Origin of the sequence: Flavobacterium sangjuense, assembly GCF_004797125.1 — a bacterium.
Taxonomy (GTDB): domain Bacteria; phylum Bacteroidota; class Bacteroidia; order Flavobacteriales; family Flavobacteriaceae; genus Flavobacterium; species Flavobacterium sangjuense.
In genome coordinates, this window is the sequence record NZ_CP038810.1 from 2,545,254 (window position 1) to 2,567,340 (window position 22,087).

General features: G+C 34.6%; 24 protein-coding genes. 8 read left to right on the top strand and 16 right to left on the bottom strand.

From position 1 onward, the window contains the following. Position 1 precedes the first annotated feature (1 nt). Genes GS03_RS11215 through GS03_RS11245 form a run of 7 tightly spaced genes read right to left on the bottom strand, consistent with a single transcriptional unit; the run spans position 2 to position 5,834 of the window. Complete coding sequence (locus GS03_RS11215; RefSeq protein WP_136152635.1) at positions 2–1,300, bottom strand: DASH family cryptochrome; 1,299 nt, start codon at positions 1,298–1,300, stop codon at positions 2–4. Then, positions 1,297–2,838, bottom strand: coding sequence for a cryptochrome/photolyase family protein (locus tag GS03_RS11220; RefSeq protein WP_136152636.1), 1,542 nt, complete (start codon positions 2,836–2,838; stop codon positions 1,297–1,299). The genes GS03_RS11215 and GS03_RS11220 overlap by 4 nt, the downstream gene beginning before the upstream one ends. Then, a complete protein-coding gene (locus GS03_RS11225; RefSeq protein ID WP_136152637.1) occupies positions 2,828–2,974 on the bottom strand; it encodes a DUF2256 domain-containing protein in 147 nt (48 codons plus the stop codon). The genes GS03_RS11220 and GS03_RS11225 overlap by 11 nt, the downstream gene beginning before the upstream one ends. Beyond that, complete coding sequence (locus GS03_RS11230; RefSeq protein WP_136152638.1) at positions 2,943–4,454, bottom strand: cryptochrome/deoxyribodipyrimidine photo-lyase family protein; 1,512 nt, start codon at positions 4,452–4,454, stop codon at positions 2,943–2,945. Before GS03_RS11230 ends, GS03_RS11225 begins: the two co-directional genes overlap by 32 nt. A gap of 2 nt (positions 4,455–4,456) precedes the next feature. Further along, the gene (locus tag GS03_RS11235; protein WP_136152639.1) at positions 4,457–5,095 is read right to left on the bottom strand and encodes a flavin reductase family protein; all 639 of its coding nucleotides are present in this window, start codon (positions 5,093–5,095) and stop codon (positions 4,457–4,459) included. 17 nt (positions 5,096–5,112) lie between these two features. Further along, positions 5,113–5,532 (bottom strand): DUF2452 domain-containing protein, encoded by a 420-nt coding sequence (locus GS03_RS11240; RefSeq protein WP_136152640.1) that lies wholly within the window; start codon positions 5,530–5,532, stop codon positions 5,113–5,115. Between the two features lie 11 nt (positions 5,533–5,543). Then, complete coding sequence (locus GS03_RS11245) at positions 5,544–5,834, bottom strand: TIGR03643 family protein (protein WP_136152641.1); 291 nt, start codon at positions 5,832–5,834, stop codon at positions 5,544–5,546. A gap of 133 nt (positions 5,835–5,967) precedes the next feature. Between GS03_RS11245 and aroB the strand changes: the two genes are divergently transcribed. From aroB to GS03_RS11270, 5 genes are all read left to right on the top strand, one after another. Further along, positions 5,968–7,038: a 3-dehydroquinate synthase gene (gene aroB, locus GS03_RS11250; protein ID WP_136152642.1), complete on the top strand. Its 1,071-nt coding sequence runs from the start codon at positions 5,968–5,970 to the stop codon at positions 7,036–7,038. 57 nt (positions 7,039–7,095) lie between these two features. Then, entirely contained in the window at positions 7,096–7,275 is a 180-nt protein-coding gene (locus GS03_RS11255) for a hypothetical protein (protein WP_136152643.1), read from the top strand. A 56-nt stretch (positions 7,276–7,331) separates the two neighbouring features. Then, positions 7,332–8,735 (top strand): type III PLP-dependent enzyme domain-containing protein, encoded by a 1,404-nt coding sequence (locus tag GS03_RS11260; RefSeq protein WP_136152644.1) that lies wholly within the window; start codon positions 7,332–7,334, stop codon positions 8,733–8,735. A gap of 142 nt (positions 8,736–8,877) precedes the next feature. After that, a complete protein-coding gene (locus GS03_RS11265) occupies positions 8,878–9,852 on the top strand; it encodes a deoxyhypusine synthase family protein (protein WP_136152645.1) in 975 nt (324 codons plus the stop codon). An 11-nt stretch (positions 9,853–9,863) separates the two neighbouring features. Beyond that, positions 9,864–10,286, top strand: coding sequence for a DNA primase (locus tag GS03_RS11270; RefSeq protein ID WP_136152646.1), 423 nt, complete (start codon positions 9,864–9,866; stop codon positions 10,284–10,286). 112 nt (positions 10,287–10,398) lie between these two features. Here GS03_RS11270 and GS03_RS11275 read toward each other — a convergent pair whose 3' ends face one another. The 8 genes from GS03_RS11275 to GS03_RS11310 form a co-directional block, all read right to left on the bottom strand. Beyond that, positions 10,399–10,917, bottom strand: a complete 519-nt coding sequence (locus GS03_RS11275; RefSeq protein ID WP_136152647.1) for a DinB family protein — start codon at positions 10,915–10,917, stop codon at positions 10,399–10,401. Between the two features lie 71 nt (positions 10,918–10,988). Then, the gene (locus tag GS03_RS11280) at positions 10,989–11,660 is read right to left on the bottom strand and encodes a hypothetical protein (RefSeq protein ID WP_136152648.1); all 672 of its coding nucleotides are present in this window, start codon (positions 11,658–11,660) and stop codon (positions 10,989–10,991) included. Positions 11,661–11,787: 127 nt separating this feature from the next. Next, positions 11,788–12,195, bottom strand: coding sequence for a hypothetical protein (locus tag GS03_RS11285; RefSeq protein WP_136152649.1), 408 nt, complete (start codon positions 12,193–12,195; stop codon positions 11,788–11,790). 118 nt (positions 12,196–12,313) lie between these two features. Next, positions 12,314–14,899 carry a phosphoenolpyruvate carboxylase gene (locus GS03_RS11290; protein WP_136152650.1) on the bottom strand — a complete coding sequence of 862 codons (2,586 nt, stop codon included), beginning with the start codon at positions 14,897–14,899 and terminating at the stop codon, positions 12,314–12,316. A gap of 86 nt (positions 14,900–14,985) precedes the next feature. After that, positions 14,986–15,468 carry an Lrp/AsnC family transcriptional regulator gene (locus GS03_RS11295; RefSeq protein ID WP_136152651.1) on the bottom strand — a complete coding sequence of 161 codons (483 nt, stop codon included), beginning with the start codon at positions 15,466–15,468 and terminating at the stop codon, positions 14,986–14,988. A gap of 52 nt (positions 15,469–15,520) precedes the next feature. Further along, positions 15,521–16,660: a M14 family metallopeptidase gene (locus tag GS03_RS11300; protein WP_136152652.1), complete on the bottom strand. Its 1,140-nt coding sequence runs from the start codon at positions 16,658–16,660 to the stop codon at positions 15,521–15,523. A gap of 100 nt (positions 16,661–16,760) precedes the next feature. Beyond that, positions 16,761–17,774 carry a hypothetical protein gene (locus tag GS03_RS11305; RefSeq protein ID WP_136152653.1) on the bottom strand — a complete coding sequence of 338 codons (1,014 nt, stop codon included), beginning with the start codon at positions 17,772–17,774 and terminating at the stop codon, positions 16,761–16,763. Positions 17,775–17,836: 62 nt separating this feature from the next. After that, positions 17,837–18,388: a 1-acyl-sn-glycerol-3-phosphate acyltransferase gene (locus GS03_RS11310; protein WP_136152654.1), complete on the bottom strand. Its 552-nt coding sequence runs from the start codon at positions 18,386–18,388 to the stop codon at positions 17,837–17,839. Positions 18,389–18,539: 151 nt separating this feature from the next. On the opposite strand from GS03_RS11310, the gene GS03_RS11315 reads away from it, so the two are divergent. Together GS03_RS11315 and GS03_RS11320 are read left to right on the top strand one after the other, a co-directional pair. Beyond that, positions 18,540–19,202 (top strand): spermidine synthase, encoded by a 663-nt coding sequence (locus GS03_RS11315; RefSeq protein WP_136152655.1) that lies wholly within the window; start codon positions 18,540–18,542, stop codon positions 19,200–19,202. Then, entirely contained in the window at positions 19,202–19,909 is a 708-nt protein-coding gene (locus GS03_RS11320; protein ID WP_136152656.1) for a potassium channel family protein, read from the top strand. The genes GS03_RS11315 and GS03_RS11320 overlap by 1 nt, the downstream gene beginning before the upstream one ends. A 2-nt stretch (positions 19,910–19,911) precedes the next feature. Here GS03_RS11320 and kdsB read toward each other — a convergent pair whose 3' ends face one another. Beyond that, positions 19,912–20,637 carry a 3-deoxy-manno-octulosonate cytidylyltransferase gene (gene kdsB, locus GS03_RS11325; RefSeq protein ID WP_136152657.1) on the bottom strand — a complete coding sequence of 242 codons (726 nt, stop codon included), beginning with the start codon at positions 20,635–20,637 and terminating at the stop codon, positions 19,912–19,914. A gap of 109 nt (positions 20,638–20,746) precedes the next feature. Here kdsB and GS03_RS11330 point away from each other — a divergent pair, with 109 nt between their 5' ends. Then, a complete protein-coding gene (locus GS03_RS11330) occupies positions 20,747–22,084 on the top strand; it encodes a peptide-N-glycosidase F-related protein (RefSeq protein WP_168710300.1) in 1,338 nt (445 codons plus the stop codon). The last annotated feature ends 3 nt before the right edge of the window (positions 22,085–22,087 follow it).

A 22,087-nucleotide genomic window follows, 5' to 3' on the forward strand; every position in this document is an offset into this window, starting at 1 on the left:
ATCAATCAATTACATTCAACCATAAATTTCTATACGCTTCATTCTTATCATAATCCTGTGCTTGCTTCTCGATATTGAAATAGCGATTGCCTCTTGGATCGTTTCCAACTCCGGCTAAATACGCCCAATTTCCCCAATTACTGCACACATCATAATCGATTAATTGCTGCTCAAAATAAGCGGCGCCATAACGCCAATCGAGTTTCAAATCGTTACACAAATAACTGGTTACATTTTGTCGGCCACGATTGCTCATGAAACCTGTTAGCTTAAGTTCAATCATATTGGCATCAACAAAATCAACACCGGTTGCACCAGCAATCCAACTTTGCAAGACCTGAATATTATGTTTATTTACCTTAATTCCTTTGTTTTGAATTCCGGCTAATTGAAAAAATTTGGTGCGATATTTCTTCATCATAAACCTAAAATAATCACGCCATAATAACTCAAAAACCAGCCAGTATGTTGATTCGTTAGCTTCGTATTGCGTTTCATATTTTTTGAGTTCAAAATAGATTTCTCTTGGCGATAAGCAACCCATTGCCAGCCATGCTGAAAATTTGGAGGAATAATCAGCGCCTATCATTCCATTACGCGTTTCTTTGTATTTTGATATCGATTTTGTTTCAAAAAAATAATGCTGAATACGCTGTAATCCTTCGGTTTCACCACCTTTAAAGTGAAGCACCGCTCTGGAATCAATTGCAATTTTACCCAAACCTAAATCATTCAAAGTTGGTAAATTGATTTCCGCAATTTTAGGAGATTTAATTCGCAGCGGTTTTTGGAAAACAGTTCTAATCACTGCATCTTTCTCAGTCTTTTTTCTGAAATTAGTAAAAACATCCGGAATATCTTTTATGGAAAAAGGCAAATCTTCAGCGTGATACAACGTACTCGTGCTGAGTGTTTCGAATTCACATCGCAGTTTAAAAAGTTCAGCTTGAACTATAGCTTCGGTTTGCTTTTCCTCGTGAGCAACTTCTCTTTTGGCAAACACTTTATACGCTTTATATTCCTGAACTATTTTCGGAATTTCAACTTCTGGCTTCCCTTTTAAGATAATCAAACCTGAACCTAATTCCCGTAGATTTTTATCTAAATCGGCAACTGATTCTAATAAAAATTGCGCTCTGAAACTTCCTGTTTTTTTGAAACCGTATTCCGTGACTTTAAATTGAGCTTCATCAAAACAATAAACAGGAATAATCTCGTCGCTCTTGGCTATTGCTTTTACGAGTGTTTCATTGTCATGCAATCGCAAATCGGTTTTGAACCAAACGATACTTCTTCTCATAACGCATTTATATTTTTCAGATAATAATCGGCTTGCTCTAACAAAGCACTTTTATCTTCGGGTTTCATTTGACGCCAAACGTTATACATCATTCCGATACGAGGATTTTTTGATAATTTGTCTTCATGTTTATCGTAAAAATTCCAATACAAGCTGTTAAACGGACATGCTTTTTCGCCAGTTTTTAGAGCCTTTTTATAGAAACAGCTTCCACAATAATGACTCATTTTATCAATATAGGAAGCCGAACTCACATACGGTTTTGTACCTACAATTCCGCCATCGGCAAACTGGCTCATGCCACGTGTGTTGGTGATTTCAACCCATTCAATAGCATCAATATAAATCCCAAGATACCAGGCATCAACTTCATCCGGATGAACCCCGGCTAACAAGGCAAAGTTTCCGGTAATCATCAATCGCTGAATGTGATGTGCATAGGCATAATCTAAAGATTGTGTTATGGCATCTTTTAAACAATTCATTTTAGTCTTTCCTGTCCAAAACCAATTGGGCAATTTTTCAGTGTGATTAAGGAAATTCAACGAAGCAAATTCGGGCATTTTTAACCAATAAATCCCGCGCATGTATTCGCGCCAACCTATAATTTGTCTAACAAAACCTTCGAGTTGGTTGTAATCAATTTCATCTTTCCTTTTTTCCCATTCTTGAATCGCTCTATCGGTTACTTCTTTTGGAGAAATCATTTTAACATTCATCGAAAACGAAAGACGCGAATGGTATAATGACCATTCATTGGGCACCATCGAGTCTTGATAAGACCCAAATAAAGGCAAACATTCCGCCACAAAAAAGTCGAGTAAAGCTAATGATTGCTCACTATTTATGGGCCAAACGAAATTGTTTTCATCAATAGTTCCGATAGTTGAAATAGCTGTACTTTTTAGCTCTGAAACAATTTGCGTCACCTCATTATTAAAAACCAATGGCGCAGTTGGTTTGTGATTTGCGGGCAACTTTTTTCGGTTATCACCATCATAATTCCATTGACCAGCTGTTGGTTTATCGCCTTCCATCAACATATTGTGCTTCTTTCGCATGTTGCGATAAAAGCTTTCCATCAAATACATTTTCTTTCCTTCAAAGAAGTCGCCTAATTCTTCTCTTGTACTGAAAAAATGTTCGGTATCATAAACAGAATATGGAATTGAAAGTTGATTACAATAACTTTTCAATAAACCATCTAATCGATATTCATCGGGTAATTGATATTCGAATTGAGTATAATTTCCTTGACTCAGAATCGCATTTAAATTCTTTTCAAATGATTGCAAATTGGTTGCGTCATTTAAATGAATGTAAATTACAGAATGCTTTTTCGACTGTAATTCCGCAGCAAAAGAACGCATAGCACTAAAAAAACCAACTACTTTCTGAATGTGATGATGCACATAATCGGTTTCGGTTCTCACTTCCATCATGACATAAGTAACCGTATCATCGACGGTTTTAAACCAAGAATGATTTATGTTTAGCTGGTCACCTAGAATTAACCTAAGAATAGCACTATTTTTCATTTCTATTGCCTCTGCATTTATCACTACAATATTTTACTTCATCCCAAACTTTCTCCCATTTTTTGCGCCAGGAAAAAGGTCGGTTACAAACCACGCAAATTTTGCTAGGTAAGTTTTGTTTTTTTGTTCCGCGCATGAGTTGTTTTATTTGAATTGGGATTCGTTACATGCTTTTTCAGAATTCGCTTTCCTTCTTCTTTGACTTCATTTGTTTTTCGAAAACTCCAGATAATATCACTTGCGTATTTTCGGGTTGCTTCAATATCAACAATTGGTACTGGGTAATCTTTTCCAATTTCACATTGATATAATTGCTGTTCAATTAAGCTCAATTTCCAGGGTTCATGAATTAAATGAGCCGGAATATTGGCCAACTCGGGTAACCATTTTTTTATAAAAATTCCCTCGCTATCGTGTTCTTCCGAATTCTTTATTGGATTATAAATTCGAACCGTATTGATTCCGGTAACACCCGATTGCATTTGTAACTGTGGATAATGAATGCCCGGTTCATAATCTAAAAACTGCCGCGCCAAAAAATGCAACTCACGCCAATCCTGCCAAAGATTAAACACAAAAAACGACACGACCATCGCCCGCATTCTAAAATTGAGATAACCCGTCGCGACCACACATCGCATACAAGCATCAACTATGGGAACTCCAGTTTTTCCTTGTTGCCAAGCTTGAATATAAACTTCATTTCTAGGCTTAATTATTACATCAAAAGCACTGTTAATGTTATGAAATTCCATCCGACATTCATCCTCAAACTTTTGCATAAAATGACAATGCCAATGCAATCTCGACACAAAATTGAGCATTGCTCTTTTGTTGGAAGCTTGTTCATAAAACTGATTCGTATATTGGTAAACCATTCGCATACTGATGTTTCCGTAAGCCAAGTAAGGCGATAATCGGCTGCATCCTTTTCGGCTCAAATTAGGTTTTGAAATATGCTTGCTATAATTAACGTAGCGCTCTTTTACAAAACTGTCTAAATACCGCCAAGCCCAATATTCACCACCTTGCTGGAAGTTGTTATTGTGTGTTGTGATTTCATTACTTAGATTTTCACCTTTTAATTTGTTGTATAAATCGGAATCTAATTTTTCAGTTTTTAGAGAATTTAAATCAATTATTTTTGGAGTAGCCCGCATTACATTTTCCCAACGTTTGTCCCAATCTTTTCTGGATTTTAATTTCCGAATCACGCCGTGCAGTTGGAATTCCCTCCACTCGATTGCATTTTCAGCAAAGTAATTTTGCATTTCGATGTCTCTGTCAAACGTAACTTTGTTACCTATTTCCTGATGCGAAAAAATGGTTTTTACATTATACACTTTTGCAATTTCTTCGAAAACTGCTTTCACTTCATGATGAAAAAAATAGATTTTGGCTTCAACCGAATCTAATTGGGTTTGCAAACCTTGAATCGATTCATAAACAAACCGCCAATGTCTTACATCGGAGTCATCATAAGCCATAACAGAAGGTTCGAAAAAATAAAGTAGCAAAATAGGTAAACCCGATAGTTGTGCATGAAATAAAGGTTCGTGATCGGCCAATCGCAAATCTCTTTTAAACCAAACAATATTTATGGCTTTTTTATCCAATGCTATAAAATTGATGTTAACGCTTTATCCGGTTTGGCATAACTCAATCGGTCTAATCGTTTCGTAGTGTGATAACTATCCAATCCTGAACAAGTAATCGTATCCGCTTTTTCCAAATCGATAAATCCATCGTTACCCAGACAATTTTCCGGAAAATAAACCTGAACAATTTCGCCAATAATCATAATGGTATTATTGACTGTGATATCAATTTTTTCTCGGAATGCCATTCCAATTTGCACCAAACTTTCTTTTACAAAAGGGACTTTGAAATTATTTTTATATTCAGGTGTTAAGCCGGTTTCATCAAATTCAGAAACTCCTTTTTCATAACGTGCTGAAGTTTGATGCGCTTGTTGATAAATGGTTTCGTTGATGTGATTCAAAGTGTAAAAACCGGTTTCAAGCAGATTATTTAAAGTGTTTCGCTCTGGCGGACTTGGTCTAAAAATCAAGGCCATCAATGGTGGATTCGCGCCAATATGAATCAACGAACTAAAAACGGCAAGATTAGTTTTTCCTTCATTATCAACCGTTCCAACAAGAGCTACACTTTTAAAACCGCCTAAACTATTTATAAAATGAACACGTTCTTGTTTTTCCATCGCCATTATAGCAGCTGAAGAAATATGTTTTTGCATTTTTTTTGTTTTTGTAATTATTGAAAAACACTGTCTTTTTGATTCAACACAATCCACTTCTTATCACTATTCAATTTGAAAGTGCCTATGTGTTCTTTATTCCATTCTTGCGGAGAAATTAACGACAGAAAGTTAATTCCGTCATCGCCTCTGTATAAATGATAAATTTCACCAATTACCGGTTCGAATGAAAACTTTGCATTATAAACTAATTCGTTCCATTCATACTCGTTCATTAAGTTTTGATATTGCATTTTAAGTTCATTGAACTTATTTTCAAATTCCTTGTTAACAGTGCTAATTCCTCTGCTTTTCCAAGAAACAAGATCATCCATTTTAATAACCGGAGCACCAACATTTGATGCATACGGCAACAGACTTGCATTGTAACCCTGTTCTTCAGAAAATGCTATATTATCAGGCATTTCTTTTTCCATTTTTTTTATAATTATCGTTTCGAAATCTTATTATTGGAAATCGCACGTTGCCTATTGCATTTGAATCTATCGATTCCGGTTACACGTTTTGCCAAATGCTTTGTTTTACAATTTTCAACACGCTTTCTCCAAAATTTGTAACTGCTAAATTTGAGCTCCCGTTTCATCAACGCTTTAACATCGGCTTCAGCCAGACCAAACTGAATTTTAATTGCATCAAACGGAGTTCTGTCTTCCCAAGCCATTTCAATAATCCGGTCAATTGCGATATCGTCTAAATTTGTTTTTGCGGTTATCAACATTTTGTTTATTATTTTTTAAATAAAGTTAAACAAATATAAAACTTATTTGTCACTGAAAATTGAAAACCTATTAATAAAACTTATTGTATTATTAGAAAAAAAATCCCTTATTTTGCTGAATACATTTAAGACAATGACACAATACATACAAGCCAACGGTTATCCAATTTTATTTGCTGAAAAAGCTTATAATTCGCTCAATAGTTTTATTGAGGAAAACAGCTATTCCACAATTTTTATTTTAACAGATACAAATACCAACGAATATTGCTTATCCCGATTTTTGCCTTTTTTGGCTACAGAAAAAACTATCGAAATTATTGAAATAGAAGCTGGTGAAATCGAAAAAAACATCAATACTTGTGTCGAGATTTGGACAATACTAACGGAACTTGGCGGCGACAGAAAAAGTCTCCTAATTAATATTGGCGGTGGTGTGATTACCGATATTGGCGGATTTGTCGCGTCAACATTTAAAAGAGGAATCGATTTTATTCATGTTCCAACCACACTTTTAGCGATGGTTGATGCTTCAGTTGGAGGGAAAAACGGCGTAGATTTGGGTAACTTAAAAAACCAAATTGGCGTTATCAATGTTCCGAAAATGGTATTAATTGATACTGAATACTTAGCCACTTTACCACAAAATGAAATGCGTTCCGGTTTGGCAGAAATGCTAAAACACGGATTGATAGCTGACGCTGATTATTGGACAAAATTCAAAGATTTAAGCGAAGTTAATTTTGAAGATTTTGACGAATTAATTCATCGTTCCATCGAAATTAAAAATGAAATTGTGATGCAGGATCCAACCGAAAACGGCATCCGAAAAGCATTGAATTTTGGTCACACTTTAGGTCACGCCATCGAAAGTTATTTTCTCGAAAACGAAAACAAAAAAACCTTACTACACGGCGAAGCCATTGCGGTCGGAATGATTTTGGAAAGTTATATTTCATGGCAGAAAAAGTTGCTTTCAGCAGTTGACTATTTGGAAATTAAAAATGTTATCAACGCTGTTTTTGAAACCATCGTTTTTGAAGAAAATGACCTGCAGCCCATACTCGATTTACTCATTCACGATAAGAAAAATGAGTATGGGCAAATACAATTTGCACTGCTTGACGGAATCGGAAATATTAAAATCAATCAAGCCGTTGAAAATGAATTAATTATAAAATCTTTTGCAGATTATAAAAGTTAACATAATTTTATACAAAGTAGTACATTTCTAATATAATATTTTTTTACATTTGCCGAGATGAAAAAAAGAGCCAGCGCTTCTGTTTACAGTATTTATAGTCAAGAAACCAACCCAAATTTCTTCACTGTAACCAATCATTTTTATATACTCAAAAATGATTTGATGGCTTTGTGTTCTCCGATTACATTTTTATTTCAGGAAAAACTTCCTATTATTTACGCAAATATTAGAGTTTGAATTATAAGATTATTTTGTTTTTATAAAATAAACTAATCCCTAATTTCACTACTTAAATGAACACTAAATATTTCGATTTAATTAATCAAACCTATTACTTCCCACAGGAAGAATTTACTTTAAACAAAGAAAGCCAATTGCAATTTCACAATATCGATTTGATGAAATTAGTAGAACAATACGGCACACCTTTAAAGTTTACTTATTTGCCACAAATTTCCAACAACATTAAAAGAGCCAAAAACTGGTTTAGAAATGCCATGGAAAAAAACAAGTACGAAGCCAAATATTACTATTGTTATTGTACCAAAAGTTCGCATTTTCAATACATAATGAATGAGGCATTCAAAAACAATATCCATATTGAAACATCTTCTGCTTTCGATATCAATATAGTGGAGAATTTATTGGAAAACGGAAAAATCAACAAGAGCACTTATATAATATGTAATGGTTTCAAACGCGACCAATACATTGAAAACATTGCCCGTTTGATTAATCATGGTCATAAAAATACTATTCCGATTATTGATAATTATGAGGAATTAGATTTGTTACAGGAGCAAATTAAAGGTAAATTCAAAATCGGAATCAGGATTGCTGCCGAGGAAGAACCAAAGTTTGAGTTCTATACTTCCCGTTTAGGAATTGGATACAAAAACATCTTGAACTTTTATAAAAAGCAAATTCAGGAAAATGATAAACTGGAGTTGAAAATGCTTCACTTTTTCATCAATACCGGAATTAATGATACGGCTTACTATTGGAACGAATTGGTAAAATGTATCAAAGTTTACATTCAACTTAAAAAAGAATGTCCGTCACTTGATGGATTAAACATTGGCGGAGGATTTCCTATCAAAAACTCTCTGGCATTTGAATTTGATTACCAATATATGATTGACGAAATCATCAATCAGATTAAAATTGCCTGCGAGGAAGAGGAAGTTGATGTTCCTAATATCTTTACTGAATTTGGTTCGTTTACTGTTGGAGAATCGGGTGGCGCAATTTATCAGGTTTTGTATCAAAAACAACAAAACGACAGAGAAGCCTGGAACATGATTGACAGTTCATTTATTACAACTTTACCTGATACCTGGGCAATCAACAAACGTTTTATCATGCTTGCCGTAAACCGTTGGAATGATACTTACGAAAGGGTTTTATTGGGCGGTATGACATGCGACAGCGACGATTACTACAACTCTGAGCAGAATATGAACGCCATCTATCTGCCAAAATACAATAAAGAAAAACCCTTATATATAGGTTTCTTCAATACAGGTGCTTATCAGGAAACCATTGGTGGTTTTGGCGGTTTGCATCACTGTTTGATTCCACAGCCGAGACATATTTTAATTGATAGAGATGAAAACGGAATTTTGGCAACTGAGGTTTTCTCAGAACAACAAACTTCTGACGATGTCTTGAAAATATTAGGATACCAAAAAAAATAACATTCAAATTAAACGCTGTCAGATCGTTATTTTTAACAAAATTAAATTGTAAAAACAGTTTGAAGTTTTAAAAAAATAGATTTTCTTTGAACAGCAAATTACAAACTAGAATCTGAAATAAATTCAGATTAAAAATTACAAAATGAGCAAAGGACCAATTAGTCAGTTTATAGAAAAACATTACCTTCATTTCAATGCGGCAGCGCTTGTTGATGCAGCAAAAGGATACGAAGAACACTTGCTTGACAATGGTAAAATGTTGATTTCACTTGCCGGTGCTATGAGTACTGCCGAGCTGGGAAAATCATTAGCCGAAATGATTCGTCAGGATAAAGTGCATATTATTTCTTGTACTGGCGCCAATTTGGAAGAAGATATTATGAATTTGGTAGCTCACAATTCTTATAAGAGAGTACCAAACTATAGAGATTTAAGTCCGCAGGAAGAATGGGATTTATTAGAAAATCATTTTAACCGCGTTACTGATACTTGTATTCCGGAAGAAGAAGCTTTCCGCAGATTACAATCGCATTTATATGATATTTGGAACAATGCCAACTCAAAAGGAGAACGTTATTTTCCGCATGAGTTCATGTATCAGATGATTAATTCAGGTGTGTTGCAACAATATTATGAAATTGATCCAAAAGATTCCTGGATGGTGGCTGCAGCCGAAAAGAATTTGCCAATCGTAGTTCCGGGTTGGGAAGACAGTACCATGGGAAACATCTTTGCTTCCTATTGTATCAAAGGAGAATTTAATGCTACCACTATGAAAAGTGGTATCGAATATATGATGTGGTTAGCCGATTGGTATCCAAAAAACTCAACAGGAAAAGGATTAGGTTTCTTCCAGATTGGTGGTGGAATTGCAGGAGATTTTCCAATATGTGTAGTGCCAATGTTATATCAGGATATGGAAATGCACGAGGTTCCATTTTGGAGTTATTTTTGCCAAATATCCGATTCGACTACCAGTTATGGTTCATATTCAGGAGCTGTTCCAAATGAAAAAATTACGTGGGGGAAACTCGACATACATACACCCAAATTTATTGTTGAATCGGATGCAACAATTGTTGTACCTTTAATCTTTGCTTACATACTAGATTTATAAAATATTTTTTTATGAGAAGAATTATTGTAGACTATGCGAAACTAACCGGTGACATTCTGAATTTATTGGTAGATAAATTCCCTGAAGGTTACGACGATTCCGATATTATTCGTTTTAGAAATGCCCAAAACGAATTAATTGAAGCTGTTGAAGTTAAAACAGAAGACACTATTTACTTGGTGAAAGTGAGCACAAAACTGGCTAGTCGTATGGAAAAATATGACGAAGAAGAAGATATTGACTCTGTGGTTGAACCTATTGATCCAATCAAAGGATTAGACGATGATGATGATGCGCCAAATGAAAATGACGATGAGGAAGAAGAAGATTTGTTAAATGACAAAGGCGGTTCAGACGATGGCGATGACGACGATGATGATGACGACTTTGATGCCTCAGATAACTTTGTCGAAGACGAAGACGATGATGAATAAATAATTATAAATTTTGAATTATAAATGAAATCCCATGTTCCAAACGGAATTTGGGATTTTTTATTGATTCAATTTTGATATCTTCTTAATTTAAAATTCAATAAAATAATTTTCACAAATATCTTTCCTCAAAAACTCTCTGATGGTGATTTTGATGTCCAATAATGGTAAATCCTAACGCGCGAACAGACATTGGTTTATTGGAAGCGATTCCTATTCGTTGTAATTCTTCATTTGAAAATGATTTGAATAAAGACAAGGTTGCTTGTCTGACAACAGCCAACTCAGTCAATAAATCCTGAATGCTTCTCTTGTTTGCATTAGCTTCGTCAACATAATCATTCTCTTCAAAACTTGACAAAGGAGTTTGGTCGTTTCTGGCAAAGCGCAAAGCACGATAAGCAAATATTCTTTCAGCGTCAATCAGGTGCTGGATAATATCTTTGATGGTCCATTTTCCTTCAGCGTAGCGATAATCAAATTTATCCAACGGAATATTTTGCACAAATTTTATAAAGCGATGCACTGAGATTTCAAGTTCTTCTATTAAGGTATATTCTTCAGAAACTTGGTTGATATAAGTGGCAAAATGTCCAGCAAATTCTTCAGCTTGTAAATCGGATGGTTTCATGTAAATGATTTTTTAGTGTAGCAAAGTTCTGCATTTTATTTGCAAAAGACTAAGAACCCTGACGCTTCTTTTTACATTTTTTTAATCTGATATAGTGCCATCATCTGTTTTGCTTTTTCAATTTGACCAACACATTCTAATGATTTAGCGTAACGATAAAAGTAAACAGCTTCTAATTCATCCGGGCAGTATTCAAATAGTTGCGTATACCATTTGGCTGCGGTAACCAAATCATCTTCAAAAAAACGGTAATCTGCAACTGCTACAAGCATTTCCTCCGTTTTGTAGCCTTTCTCTAAAACCCTTTCATAGTTTTCAATGATTTTTATTTTGGTATATAACAACTTTCCATTTGGAACTGTTTGATCAACTTTGACAGGTATTATAACGGTCGGAGTAGTAACAACCGGAACAGATGATAGTTTGTCTACAACAGGTAATTCCTCTTTTGGTTTTACCTTTACGTATTTTGGTTTTATAACTCTGGTGTTGTCTGGTCCCAAATCATTTTTATCAACTAAATCTAAACTTGAAACCGCATAAGTCGTCGTTCTTCCGCCAAATTTCATGTTTATTTTTTCTTCGACAGCATAAGCTACGACTGCAACTTCTTCAGTAGAAGTTTTCTCGGGAGTTGGTTGTGCATTTTCAGTTTTCTTATTGGCTGTTGGGGCTTTATTGCTCTTCTGAGCAAAACCACTAGAAAAAAAAATAACTATAAAGAGAAGTACATAATTTTTCATATCAACTCAATTAAGATTATTGTCAATATTTAAAAACCATATCTAAGGTACAAAATTATCTGCTCCTTATCTTTATTTTTCAATGAATGTTATCAACCGATGTAGTGAGGTAAAGTACCTGAAATTTTTATGTTTTTTTAATTTGAAACAGCGCCATCATCTCTTTTGACTTTTCAGTTTGACCGATGCTTTTCAGTGATTCGGCATATCTGAAATAGTAAACGGCTTCTAATTCATCCGGGCAGAATTCAAATAGTTGTTCATACCATTTTGCCGCCGCTGGCATATCTTCAGCAAAAAAACGATAATCGGCTACAGCCTGAAGCATTGCTTCGGTCTTATATCCTTTCTCTAAAACTCTTTCGTAGTTTTCGATGACTTTTATTTTGGTAAACGCCGGAACAACAACCTCCTCTTTGGGTGGAGCTGGTTTTGCTTTTTCCGTTTTTTTATTAGTCGGGACTTTGCTATCCTTCTGAGCAAAACTGCTTACAGAAAGAAAAAACGCTATAAAGAAAAGGGCATATTTTTTCATATTAACTCAATTAAGATTATCGGTAACATTAAAAAACTTTGTCTAAAGTACACAAATAATCCAATCTCGTATTTATTTTGTTAAACAAATTTAATCCTTCAAACCAAAAAACCTTTAACTAAGCCGAGTTTCTGCTGGCATTTGTATTTCCGAAAAGTGACCTTGTAACCAGTTTTTCATAAGCACTCAGCAATTTTTCGTCACCTTTTTTATGCTTTTTAATTTCATTGATTTGCGACGAAGCATATTGCTGAATGGTTAACAATGGCAAAACGATTTGCTCTCTCATCGCTATAGAAGCCTTTCCGTCCGGATAGTTTTCCATCAATTCCTTATGTCCGGCAATTTTAAGCAGTAAGCGTTTGGTTTCTGAAAATTCATCATAGATAATTTGCCAAAATTCACCAAACGAGGGATCGTTTTTCATATAAGCCGTTAACGGAAAATAACTTTTGGCCAAAGACATTGCTGTGTTTTCTAACAAGGTTCTGAAGAACAAAGAATTGTCGTAGAGATTTTGCACTTTTTCCCATTGGTTGTTGGTTTCAAACTGTTTCAAAGCTGTTCCAACTCCAAAAAATCCGGGAACATTTTGCTTCATTTGGCTCCACGCGCTCACAAAAGGAATCGCACGCAAATCAGCAAAATTCAATTGTTCTGACGCATTTCTCTTTGAAGGACGACTGCCAATATTGGTTTTAGAATAGTATTTTAAAGTACTCATTTCTTCCAAATAAGGAATAAACTTTTCATGTGATTTAAAATCTAGGTATTTTTGATAACCGATAGCTGCCAATTCATCAATGATGGCTTTATCGGAAGCTGAAAGATTATTTTCGTCTTTATTAAAAACGGCATTTGCTACTCCGGCACTCAACAGATTTTCCAGATTATAACGGCAGGAATCCAATGTTCCAAAATTAGAACTAATGGTTTGTCCTTGAACTGTAACCTGTATTTCCTGATTTTCTATAGTCGAGCCTAAAGAGGCATAAAACTTATGTGTTTTTCCACCGCCACGCGCTGGTGGTCCGCCTCGCCCATCAAAGAAAATAACTTTGATTCCGTATTTTCGGGAAACTTCAGTAATCATTTCTTTGGCTTTGAATATACTCCAATTGGCCATCAGATAACCACCATCTTTTGTACCATCTGAAAAACCAAGCATCACAGTTTGCTTATCTTTTCGGTGTTTAATATGTTTTCGATAAATGGTATTTTTATATAATTGCTCCATGATTTCATGCGCATGATGCAAATCGTCAACCGATTCAAATAGTGGCACTATATCAACGGTTGGGTTTTCCCAATCGAGTAAACGGAACATTGCAAAAGTTTCGATAACGTTTAAAGCGCTTTCGTTGTTACTAATAATATAGCGATTGCAGCCTCTTTCACCATTTTCTTCTTGAATCTTACGCATCAGTTTTATAGTATCCAAAGTAGATCGTGTAATCTCATTTTCAAAGAAATGATTGCTTAAATCAAAGTGAAGTTTTGAAATAAAATCCATTTTGCCTTCTTCGGAAAGTGTTTCAAAATCTTCCGGAAAGTAAACTTCTTTTTCTCTTTTCAAAAATGCTGTAATATCATCAAAAACGGCATTGTGTATGCGGCTGTTTTGACGAATATCCAAAGCCGCAAAATGGAAACCAAACTCATTTATCTTTTGCAGCAACATATTAATTTCGTCTAAATACAAAGACTGATGATCATTAATTATGATTTGTTTTACAATATTGAGCTCGTTATTTAATTCGTCTAAAGAAATAAATAATTCGCCTTGAGAATAAAAAACAGAGCGATACAGTTTGTATTCAATGTTGGCAATAATCTTATCTACTTTGTTGAAAGTCAGCTTTCTTTTCAGGACTCTGATGTCAAAATAATAGCATTTGAGTATTGAGGTTCGCAAACGTTTAGCGACTTTATCCGTAATTTCTGGTGTTACAAACGGATTGCCATCTCTATCACCGCCCGGCCAAAAGCCCAAATTAATAATTGAATTTTCTATCGTATTACCATCAAAAATATTTTTCTGCATGTACAGCATCATTTCTCCAATAGTTTGATAGAATACATTTTCGAGATACCAAATTAAGCTCACTGCTTCGTCAAAAGGTGTTGGCTTTTCTTTTTTTATGAAAGGTGTTTTACCTAGTTGGGCCAGCAATTGTTTAATTTGCAATAAATTATTTTGACGAATGGCTTCGGTCAAATCGGTGATGATTCCAAGCACCGAACCAGGATAAAACTGTGTTGGATGCGCTGTTAGAACCGTTCGAACACTAAAGCTTTCCAGAAAACTGATAAGCTCTTCATGTTTGTCTTTAGCTTCTGATTTTTCTTTGATATCGCGCAACGAACCTCTTCCTTCCAAATTATTCACCACCGGAAAAGCCGCGTCTTCAATAGCATCAAAAAGTACAATTTGGCGCTCAACATATTGAATAAATCGAAACATTAAATCAATTTTTTCTTCTTCGGCAGCGTTGTCTAAATACTTTTCGGCAAAGAAATCGACTATCTGTTTTGGCGACCAATTCTTTTTAAAGCCTGCATCACAAACTTCTGCAAACAATGGTAATAACACACCAGTATTATCAATTGAATCAAATGGCAACGTTATAAAAACGCTGTTATAAATATGATATTTTTGTAAAACATTTTGGTTAAAACGCTCAATTTTAGGTAAGGTGTACATGGCTGGCAATTTTAAATTAAATTATTTAAAAAAACCTCATTCGCCGGAGAGAATGAGGTTAGAATTATATAACAAAATATTAGTTCTTAATCTAATTCCTGGAAAATAGTGTGCATCAAACGTTTTTTGTCGTTAATGCTTTCTTCTAATGATATCATCGTTTCGGTTCTGTAAACGCCATCAATATCATCAAGCATAAAGATTACGTCTTTTGCATGTTTCGTATCTTTTGCTCTAATTTTACAGAAGATATTAAATTTTCCTGTGGTTACGTGAGCTACTGTCACATAAGGTATTTCATTGATTCTTTCTAAAACAAATTTAGTTTGCGAAGTGTTATTCAAAAACACACCAACATAAGCAATAAAAGAATAGCCTAGTTTTTCATAGTCCAATGACAATGATGAACCCATGATGATTCCCTGATCTTCCATTTTCTTCACTCTTACGTGCACAGTTCCTGCTGAAATCAACAGTTTTTTGGCAATGTCAGTAAAAGGGATTCTAGTGTTGTCAATCAACATATCCAAAATTTGATGGTCTACTTCGTCTAATTTAAACTTACTCATAAAATATTTTTTTATTATAATCTAATGCTAAAGTTCAAAGTGTAAAAAATAGTTACTTGATTTGTGCTCCGTTGACTATTTTAATACTTCCTAAATAAAAGTTAGCTTTCTTCTCCAAAATCGGAAAATTATTTTCTCCGTCATTATAGGTTTCGCCTTTAGCGTCAATTTCTACATGACCAAAATAATTTTCTAAATTATCGACTTGAGCAATCTCTGCTTCAAAAGTTACTTTTCCGTTATTTAGAACTTCTTTGAACTGAGCAGCAAAATTGATAATTTTTTTGTTACTATCATAATTTATTTTGACATTTTTATAAACAAAATCATAAAAAACGACTTTATTTTGCGAAATTTTTAGGTAATCGTCGATTTCGTTGAGAACTATATCGTTTTCGTACAAAAAATTAATTCCCGAAACTAAAGCAATAAAAATATATTTTCTCGTAATTTCCCGTTCATAATCGTTGGCAAAATGTCCCGCTTCAAAAAGTATGGTTGGTACATTTAAGTATTGAAAAGTATCTCCGACACAATTTAAATTAAACGAATCGTCAAATCGTCCCACTTGATTTGGAATAAACTGTTGCAATGTATTGTTCATTGCCACAATAATATTCATAGCTTTTATACGGACTTCGTTGATGTCTCTATTTTCATTAAAGGCTGGCGCTAAAAACGAAACTGTGGCTGAGTCTCCATTATCTCCTGCTCCGTAAATGGTTCTTTGGTCGTGAAGATTATAGCAGTAATCAGGTTGGAAAGTTTCAAATGTTTTTCGCAATACAACGCTTTCCGGTTGGGAAAGATTTTGCGCATCGCGGTTTAAATCTATTCCGTTGGCGTTTTCCCTGGTATATAATTTTGCGCCATCAGGATTGAGCATTGGCAGCATGCAAAAGGTAAAATCATTTAAAATAGCATGGCTTTCTTTAGTATTGGAATGCAAAAAATTAATAAAGTCAAACAATGCTTTAGTAGTTGTTCCTTCGTTTCCGTGCATTTGCGACCACATCAGAATTTTAGTCTTTCCGGTTCCGAATTGTAATTTGTAAATTGGTTTTCCCAAAACAGATTGCCCAATAATTTCAGCTTGATGCCTTAAAATTAGGGGTTCTATATGCTCTAAAGTGATATAGCGTCCAAAAATTGATTCCTCTTTATACTCTTGATGTAGCTGCAAATAATCCATAAACTAAATTTACACAAATGTAAGTAACGAAAATCATTTGCATAAAAAAACCTTTGATAAAACTATCAAAGGTTTTTCTGTAAACGTTAGGAAAGAAAAATTATTCTCTCAAAAGGTATACACTGCTAACTCCGGCTTCAGCTCGTGAACTTGTTGGAGCATAATTACCGTTCGTCTGTGGCAAATCAAACGTCAGCAATTTTCCGCCACCGTTCAACCTTTCAGCTACATAAATGGTTTTGGTAAAATTGTCATAAGCCACGTCAACAGGATTTCCTAGAGAAGTTGCTGCACCATAGATTCTGATTTGTTTTTTCATAGCAATCGTTCCCATATTTGGTGTTTCAGCCAACACGTCAGTAAAACCTTTGATGATGATAAGTCCACCATCAGAATCTGAGGTTGCACTTCCCACATCGGACAAAACCATAGTGTTGCTTCTGTTAGCATAAGTAATTCCGTGTGTTCTTACTAAACCTTCGATAGTAACTCTTTTGGTCGCAGTTATCGCTCCGTCAGCATTAGCAAAGAAATTTTCAAAAACAACTAAATCCGAAGTTAGATCGGCAACCGCGTATAATGTGTTTCCATCTAAATGGATTCCCCAAGTTTTGAAATTCACCGTATAGCTGTTTAGCAAGCTGATTCCTGTAGCTGTCCTTTGGTAAACCAATAGTTTATTAGTGTTACCGTTTGCAGCATTTTGGTCTTGGGTTACCACAATTTTATCTCCGGCAACGGCAATTTCTCTGGCATTATTAAAATCGGAAGTACTTGAAGTTCCATAGCTAAGTGAAGCTGCATTAGCTGCAACCGCTTCGGAAACATCATAATACAATTCGATTTTGTTGTTGGAACGCGAAGCTAAAATAAATTCATCACTATCATTAAAATAGTAAGCTCCGTCTGCATCGGTTGACGCTACAGTAAAACTCGAAGTTGTTGAAGTGTTTAAATCAGTAACCGAAACCCTTCCTGTGGTGTTACTGGTAGTAAATAATTTAAAATCCTTACTAGCAGAACGGTTTTCCATACTTGCAGAAGAATTAGTGTCGTCAGAACATGAAATCATGAATAAGGACAGCACAGCCGATGTTAAAATTGTTTTTTTCATTGTAAATAGTTTTATTAGTTATTATTGACTTAACTACTTACGAGAAAACTTTTCAACTGGTTTTATGCTTCGAAACCTCTTTCCGGATTTTTGCCTTTGACATCTTTAAAGAACGGCAAAATAAGTTTCATATCGTCATCATAATTGCCCGTTACCTGAAACGGATTGCCAACTCTGACTTCTTTTTTGCCATAATCTAATGCAACCGGAATAATCGGAACATTGGCTTTGAGTGCGATATAATAAAATCCTGTGCGGAGTTCGGTTACCTTTTTTCGTGTGCCTTCGGGCGATAATGCCAAGCGGAATGTTTCTTGCTTATTGAATACTTCGACAGTTGCATCTACGTTGTTTTTGCCACCGCTTCTGTCCAATGGTGCGCCGCCGACACTTCTGAAATAATAACCAAACGGAAAAACAAACAGTTCTTTTTTGCCGACAAAATTGATTTCAATATTCCAGATTCCTCGAACTAATAAGGCAATGAAAAAATCAACATTCGCTGTATGCGGAATAACGATGACAACGCACTTTTTGATTGACTCATCAAACGTGCCAAACAATTTCCATCCGAGTAATCGAAAGAAAATAAATTTATATAGTCGTTGTTTCATGTGTCTTTATTATTGTTTTTTTATTGTCACATGCAATCGCATTATTTTTATTAGAGTTTGCTTTGCAAACTTTTAGTTAGTGGCGATGTCACCAAACTTATTTTGCGTAAATTTAGTGTTTCTGTCTTACTTTTGAGAAAATTATTTATTGATGATTCGAAAACTGTTTAGCTATTTTATTCCGATTAATGTTCACCAAAAAAACTCTGCGGTAAGCAAATCGCTTGAAGTTACCTGGAACAATGGCGAATTGGTTTTAGACAGTAAAAGCACTAATTATTCGTATGGAAGCCTACAGCGAATTCTAAGGAAAGGTCTGAAATATATAGGTTTTGAACGCATTCGGAATTTTGAAAACATTTTGGTTCTTGGTGTTGCCGGTGGCAGCGTGATTAAAACTTTGGTAGATGAAATCAAATTCAAAGGAAAAATTACCGGTGTTGAAATTGACTCCGCCGTTATTGATATCGCCAACAGTTATTTTGAATTGGATAAAATTCCGAATCTTGAAATTGTGATTGATGATGCGTTTGAATATGTTTTGAAAACCAAATTAAAATACGATTTGATCATCATTGATATTTTTGAAGATACGAATATGCCGAACTTTTTATTTCAGGATTTTTTTATCCAAAGAATCAATTCGCTGCTGAATCTGAACGGTTTTATTTTGTTCAATACGATGGTAATTAACAAAAAACAGGAAGAACGCAATCAGATTTACAAATCGAAATTCGGGGGAAACTATTCACTGCGAATGTATCCAAAAGTGGAAGTGCATAATGAATTGTTTACCATAAAAAAATTAAGCTAATGGGATTTTTCAGAAAATTATTAATCGGACAGGTTTCGCCAATTGTCATTCCAAAAATTAGTCCCATTCGGAAAAGGATATTAAACATTATATCCATTTGGAATAATGACCATCAAAGTGACAATGGGATTGAAAAAATCTTTCGCCTCTTTTTATCAATCACCCAATTATTATTTCCCGGAATTTACATCAAAACATTTGCCAATAAAGTAAACCCTGTTTATAAGGACTTGGCTATGGATTTCTATATTTTGATAAAAGTTACTTTCCCTTTTTTAATACTATATAATCATTGGCAAAAGCATCAAATTTTGATTTATATTTTGGTATATTTATTAATGGAAACGGTGCTTTATATTCCAACACTGATTTTTGCATCCGATTTATTTTCTCGTCCGCGTTCCTACAAACGTTCGATGCTATTGTTGTTTTTTAATTACTTAGAAATTATTATTGCTTTTGGCGTTTTATATACTTTAGGAAACAACATGAATAAACCCTTTGAACATTGGTTTGACCCAATTTATTTCAGTGTTGTCAGTTCGAATTCAATTGGTTTTGGCGATTATTATCCCATTACAACTTACGGAAAAGTGCTGGTTACTTTACAAGCGATGTTCTTCCTTTCATTTGTGGTTTTGTTTTTAAACTTTTTTACAACTAAAGTCAAAAGCAAGGGTTATTTTGAAGAAGATAAATTAGACTAATCTTAAAGCAACTTTCTAGCCTGTTCCAAATCTTCAGGTGTATCAATTCCGATGCTTCCCTGATTGGTTTCAATCATTTTAATTCTCTTGCCAAATTCTAAATAGCGAAGTTGCTCTAATTTCTCTGAAGCTTCGAGTGATTTCATTGGCAAACGGTAAAAATCTAAAAGTGCCTGCTTGCGAAAAGCATAAATCCCAATGTGCTTCATATATCTAACGCCTGCATTCACATCTCTTGGATACGGAATTACGGAACGTGAAAAGTACAGTGCAAATCCGTTTTGATCGGTTACAACTTTTACGTTATTTGGATTTTCAATTTCTGATTTGTCTGTTATTTCAAACATCAGCGAAGCCAAATCAACTTTGCTATCAAAATCATTTCTGAAAACATCCAACACTTTTGCTAATGGTTCTTTGTTAATGAATGGCTCATCGCCTTGCACATTCACAACAATATCAACATCCAGATTTTCTACTGCTTCGGCAATTCGGTCGCTGCCGCTTTCGTGTTCTTTGACACTCATGATTGCTTTGCCCCCATTATTAATGATTTCGTCATAAATCAGAATCGAATCAGTAACCACAAATACATCATCAAATAATCCGGTATTTACAGCCGATTCGTACGTTCTTTGAATAACGGTTTTTCCACACAAATCCTGCAGCAGTTTGGCGGGAAAACGTGTAGAAGCATAACGGGCTGGAATAACGGCGATGATTTTCATTTTAAAAAAGTTGCAAAATTTAATAGTGGCTAAGTTACTAAGTATTTTTAAATAAAAATATTGAATGTTTTTTGTAGGTTTGTAGACAACAACAACTAACTACTTTAAAATGAAAACAAAACTACTATTTCTTTTTCTGGCTTACTTATTTTTAAATTCGGCAAAAGCACAAACTACAATTTCTGTTTACTATCGCGCTTTATTTTATGACGGCTATGCCGGTTTAGTTAATGAACCAACCGATCCCGGAATTATAAGATTACGAAATGATTTATTTACCACTAAATTATCGGCTGAACAACTTAGTCAAATCGGAAGCACATTACGACTTGATGTTACAATTTCTGCTGCCTGTGATAATTATGACCGAATTGGCAATGTTAATTTGGTTTTGGTGCCAAAAGGTGATACTAGCTATAACACAAATACAGCACAAAAAATCGAATTAGGACGTTTCATTACTCCGTTTATGAACAAGAACGTATCGCCTACTGATGTGCCCTATACCTTTACTGTTGACAACGCAGCCAAAATTTTAAAGGATAGTGCTTTGAATTATGCTTATGATTTTTGGGTAGAATTAGAAGTTTTTGGTGTTCCTTATGCAGCACAAACACAAGTAGCCGGCTGTAGTGGCAGAACTGATGTGTTTTATGGAACGCTTAATTTTGTTACCAATACCGATACAACAATTCCTAACGATACTTTTTTATTGCCTTTGAATTTCAAAAAAGACTTAAACAATTATCAAGTCGGAGCAACTGACGTAATTGGTGAAACCATCAGAACCATAAACTATACTTTGCCACAAGCCATTAATAATGCTAAATATACGCTGATAACTTCTAATCATGGTGCCAATGCCGGTGGTGAGGAATACAACAGAAGGTATCATTACATCTATCATGACGATGTAGAAATCTTAAATTACAGACCGGGAGAACTAACGTGTGAACCATACAGAGTTTATAATACTCAGGCAAATGGTATTTATGGCCCAAGTCCAAGAGCTCCGTTTCAGTGGCAACAATTTAGTAATTGGTGTCCGGGTGCAGTAATACCTATAAGAACTATAAATTTATCAAACTTAGCTTCAGGAAATCACTCGTTTAAAATCACAGTTCCAACTGCTGTATTTGTTGAAGCACAAGGTTATATTCCGGTATCGTTGTATTTGCAGGGCGAATATACCACGCTTGGTTTAGATGATTTTAATACCTATAGTTATGACATCTATCCAAATCCAACCGTAGATATTATTAATGTTAGAGCAACCGAAATCATAAATTCGTATGAGTTAGTTGATATTCAGGGAAAGGTATTGATTTCAAAAAAGTCTAATGATACCAACTTAAGATTAGACGTCTCCAACCAACCAAAAGGCGTTTACTTTTTAAGAATGAGCTTTGATAAAGGAACGAATACAGAGAAGATTGTTAAGGAATAAATA

Excerpts from the sequence above, each read along its gene's own strand:
- GS03_RS11215 (WP_136152635.1), bottom strand. The coding sequence starts at position 1,300 with ATGAGAAGAAGTATCGTTTGGTTCAAAACCGATTTGCGATTGCATGAC.
- GS03_RS11220 (WP_136152636.1), bottom strand. The coding sequence starts at position 2,838 with ATGAAAAATAGTGCTATTCTTAGGTTAATTCTAGGTGACCAGCTAAAC.
- GS03_RS11225 (WP_136152637.1), bottom strand. The coding sequence starts at position 2,974 with ATGCGCGGAACAAAAAAACAAAACTTACCTAGCAAAATTTGCGTGGTT.
- GS03_RS11235 (WP_136152639.1), bottom strand. The coding sequence starts at position 5,095 with ATGCAAAAACATATTTCTTCAGCTGCTATAATGGCGATGGAAAAACAA.
- GS03_RS11240 (WP_136152640.1), bottom strand. The coding sequence starts at position 5,532 with ATGGAAAAAGAAATGCCTGATAATATAGCATTTTCTGAAGAACAGGGT.
- GS03_RS11245 (WP_136152641.1), bottom strand. The coding sequence starts at position 5,834 with ATGTTGATAACCGCAAAAACAAATTTAGACGATATCGCAATTGACCGG.
- aroB (WP_136152642.1), top strand. The coding sequence starts at position 5,968 with ATGACACAATACATACAAGCCAACGGTTATCCAATTTTATTTGCTGAA.
- GS03_RS11255 (WP_136152643.1), top strand. The coding sequence starts at position 7,096 with ATGAAAAAAAGAGCCAGCGCTTCTGTTTACAGTATTTATAGTCAAGAA.
- GS03_RS11260 (WP_136152644.1), top strand. The coding sequence starts at position 7,332 with ATGAACACTAAATATTTCGATTTAATTAATCAAACCTATTACTTCCCA.
- GS03_RS11265 (WP_136152645.1), top strand. The coding sequence starts at position 8,878 with ATGAGCAAAGGACCAATTAGTCAGTTTATAGAAAAACATTACCTTCAT.
- GS03_RS11270 (WP_136152646.1), top strand. The coding sequence starts at position 9,864 with ATGAGAAGAATTATTGTAGACTATGCGAAACTAACCGGTGACATTCTG.
- GS03_RS11275 (WP_136152647.1), bottom strand. The coding sequence starts at position 10,917 with ATGAAACCATCCGATTTACAAGCTGAAGAATTTGCTGGACATTTTGCC.
- GS03_RS11280 (WP_136152648.1), bottom strand. The coding sequence starts at position 11,660 with ATGAAAAATTATGTACTTCTCTTTATAGTTATTTTTTTTTCTAGTGGT.
- GS03_RS11285 (WP_136152649.1), bottom strand. The coding sequence starts at position 12,195 with ATGAAAAAATATGCCCTTTTCTTTATAGCGTTTTTTCTTTCTGTAAGC.
- GS03_RS11290 (WP_136152650.1), bottom strand. The coding sequence starts at position 14,899 with ATGTACACCTTACCTAAAATTGAGCGTTTTAACCAAAATGTTTTACAA.
- GS03_RS11295 (WP_136152651.1), bottom strand. The coding sequence starts at position 15,468 with ATGAGTAAGTTTAAATTAGACGAAGTAGACCATCAAATTTTGGATATG.
- GS03_RS11300 (WP_136152652.1), bottom strand. The coding sequence starts at position 16,660 with ATGGATTATTTGCAGCTACATCAAGAGTATAAAGAGGAATCAATTTTT.
- GS03_RS11305 (WP_136152653.1), bottom strand. The coding sequence starts at position 17,774 with ATGAAAAAAACAATTTTAACATCGGCTGTGCTGTCCTTATTCATGATT.
- GS03_RS11310 (WP_136152654.1), bottom strand. The coding sequence starts at position 18,388 with ATGAAACAACGACTATATAAATTTATTTTCTTTCGATTACTCGGATGG.
- GS03_RS11315 (WP_136152655.1), top strand. The coding sequence starts at position 18,540 with ATGATTCGAAAACTGTTTAGCTATTTTATTCCGATTAATGTTCACCAA.
- GS03_RS11320 (WP_136152656.1), top strand. The coding sequence starts at position 19,202 with ATGGGATTTTTCAGAAAATTATTAATCGGACAGGTTTCGCCAATTGTC.
- kdsB (WP_136152657.1), bottom strand. The coding sequence starts at position 20,637 with ATGAAAATCATCGCCGTTATTCCAGCCCGTTATGCTTCTACACGTTTT.
- GS03_RS11330 (WP_168710300.1), top strand. The coding sequence starts at position 20,747 with ATGAAAACAAAACTACTATTTCTTTTTCTGGCTTACTTATTTTTAAAT.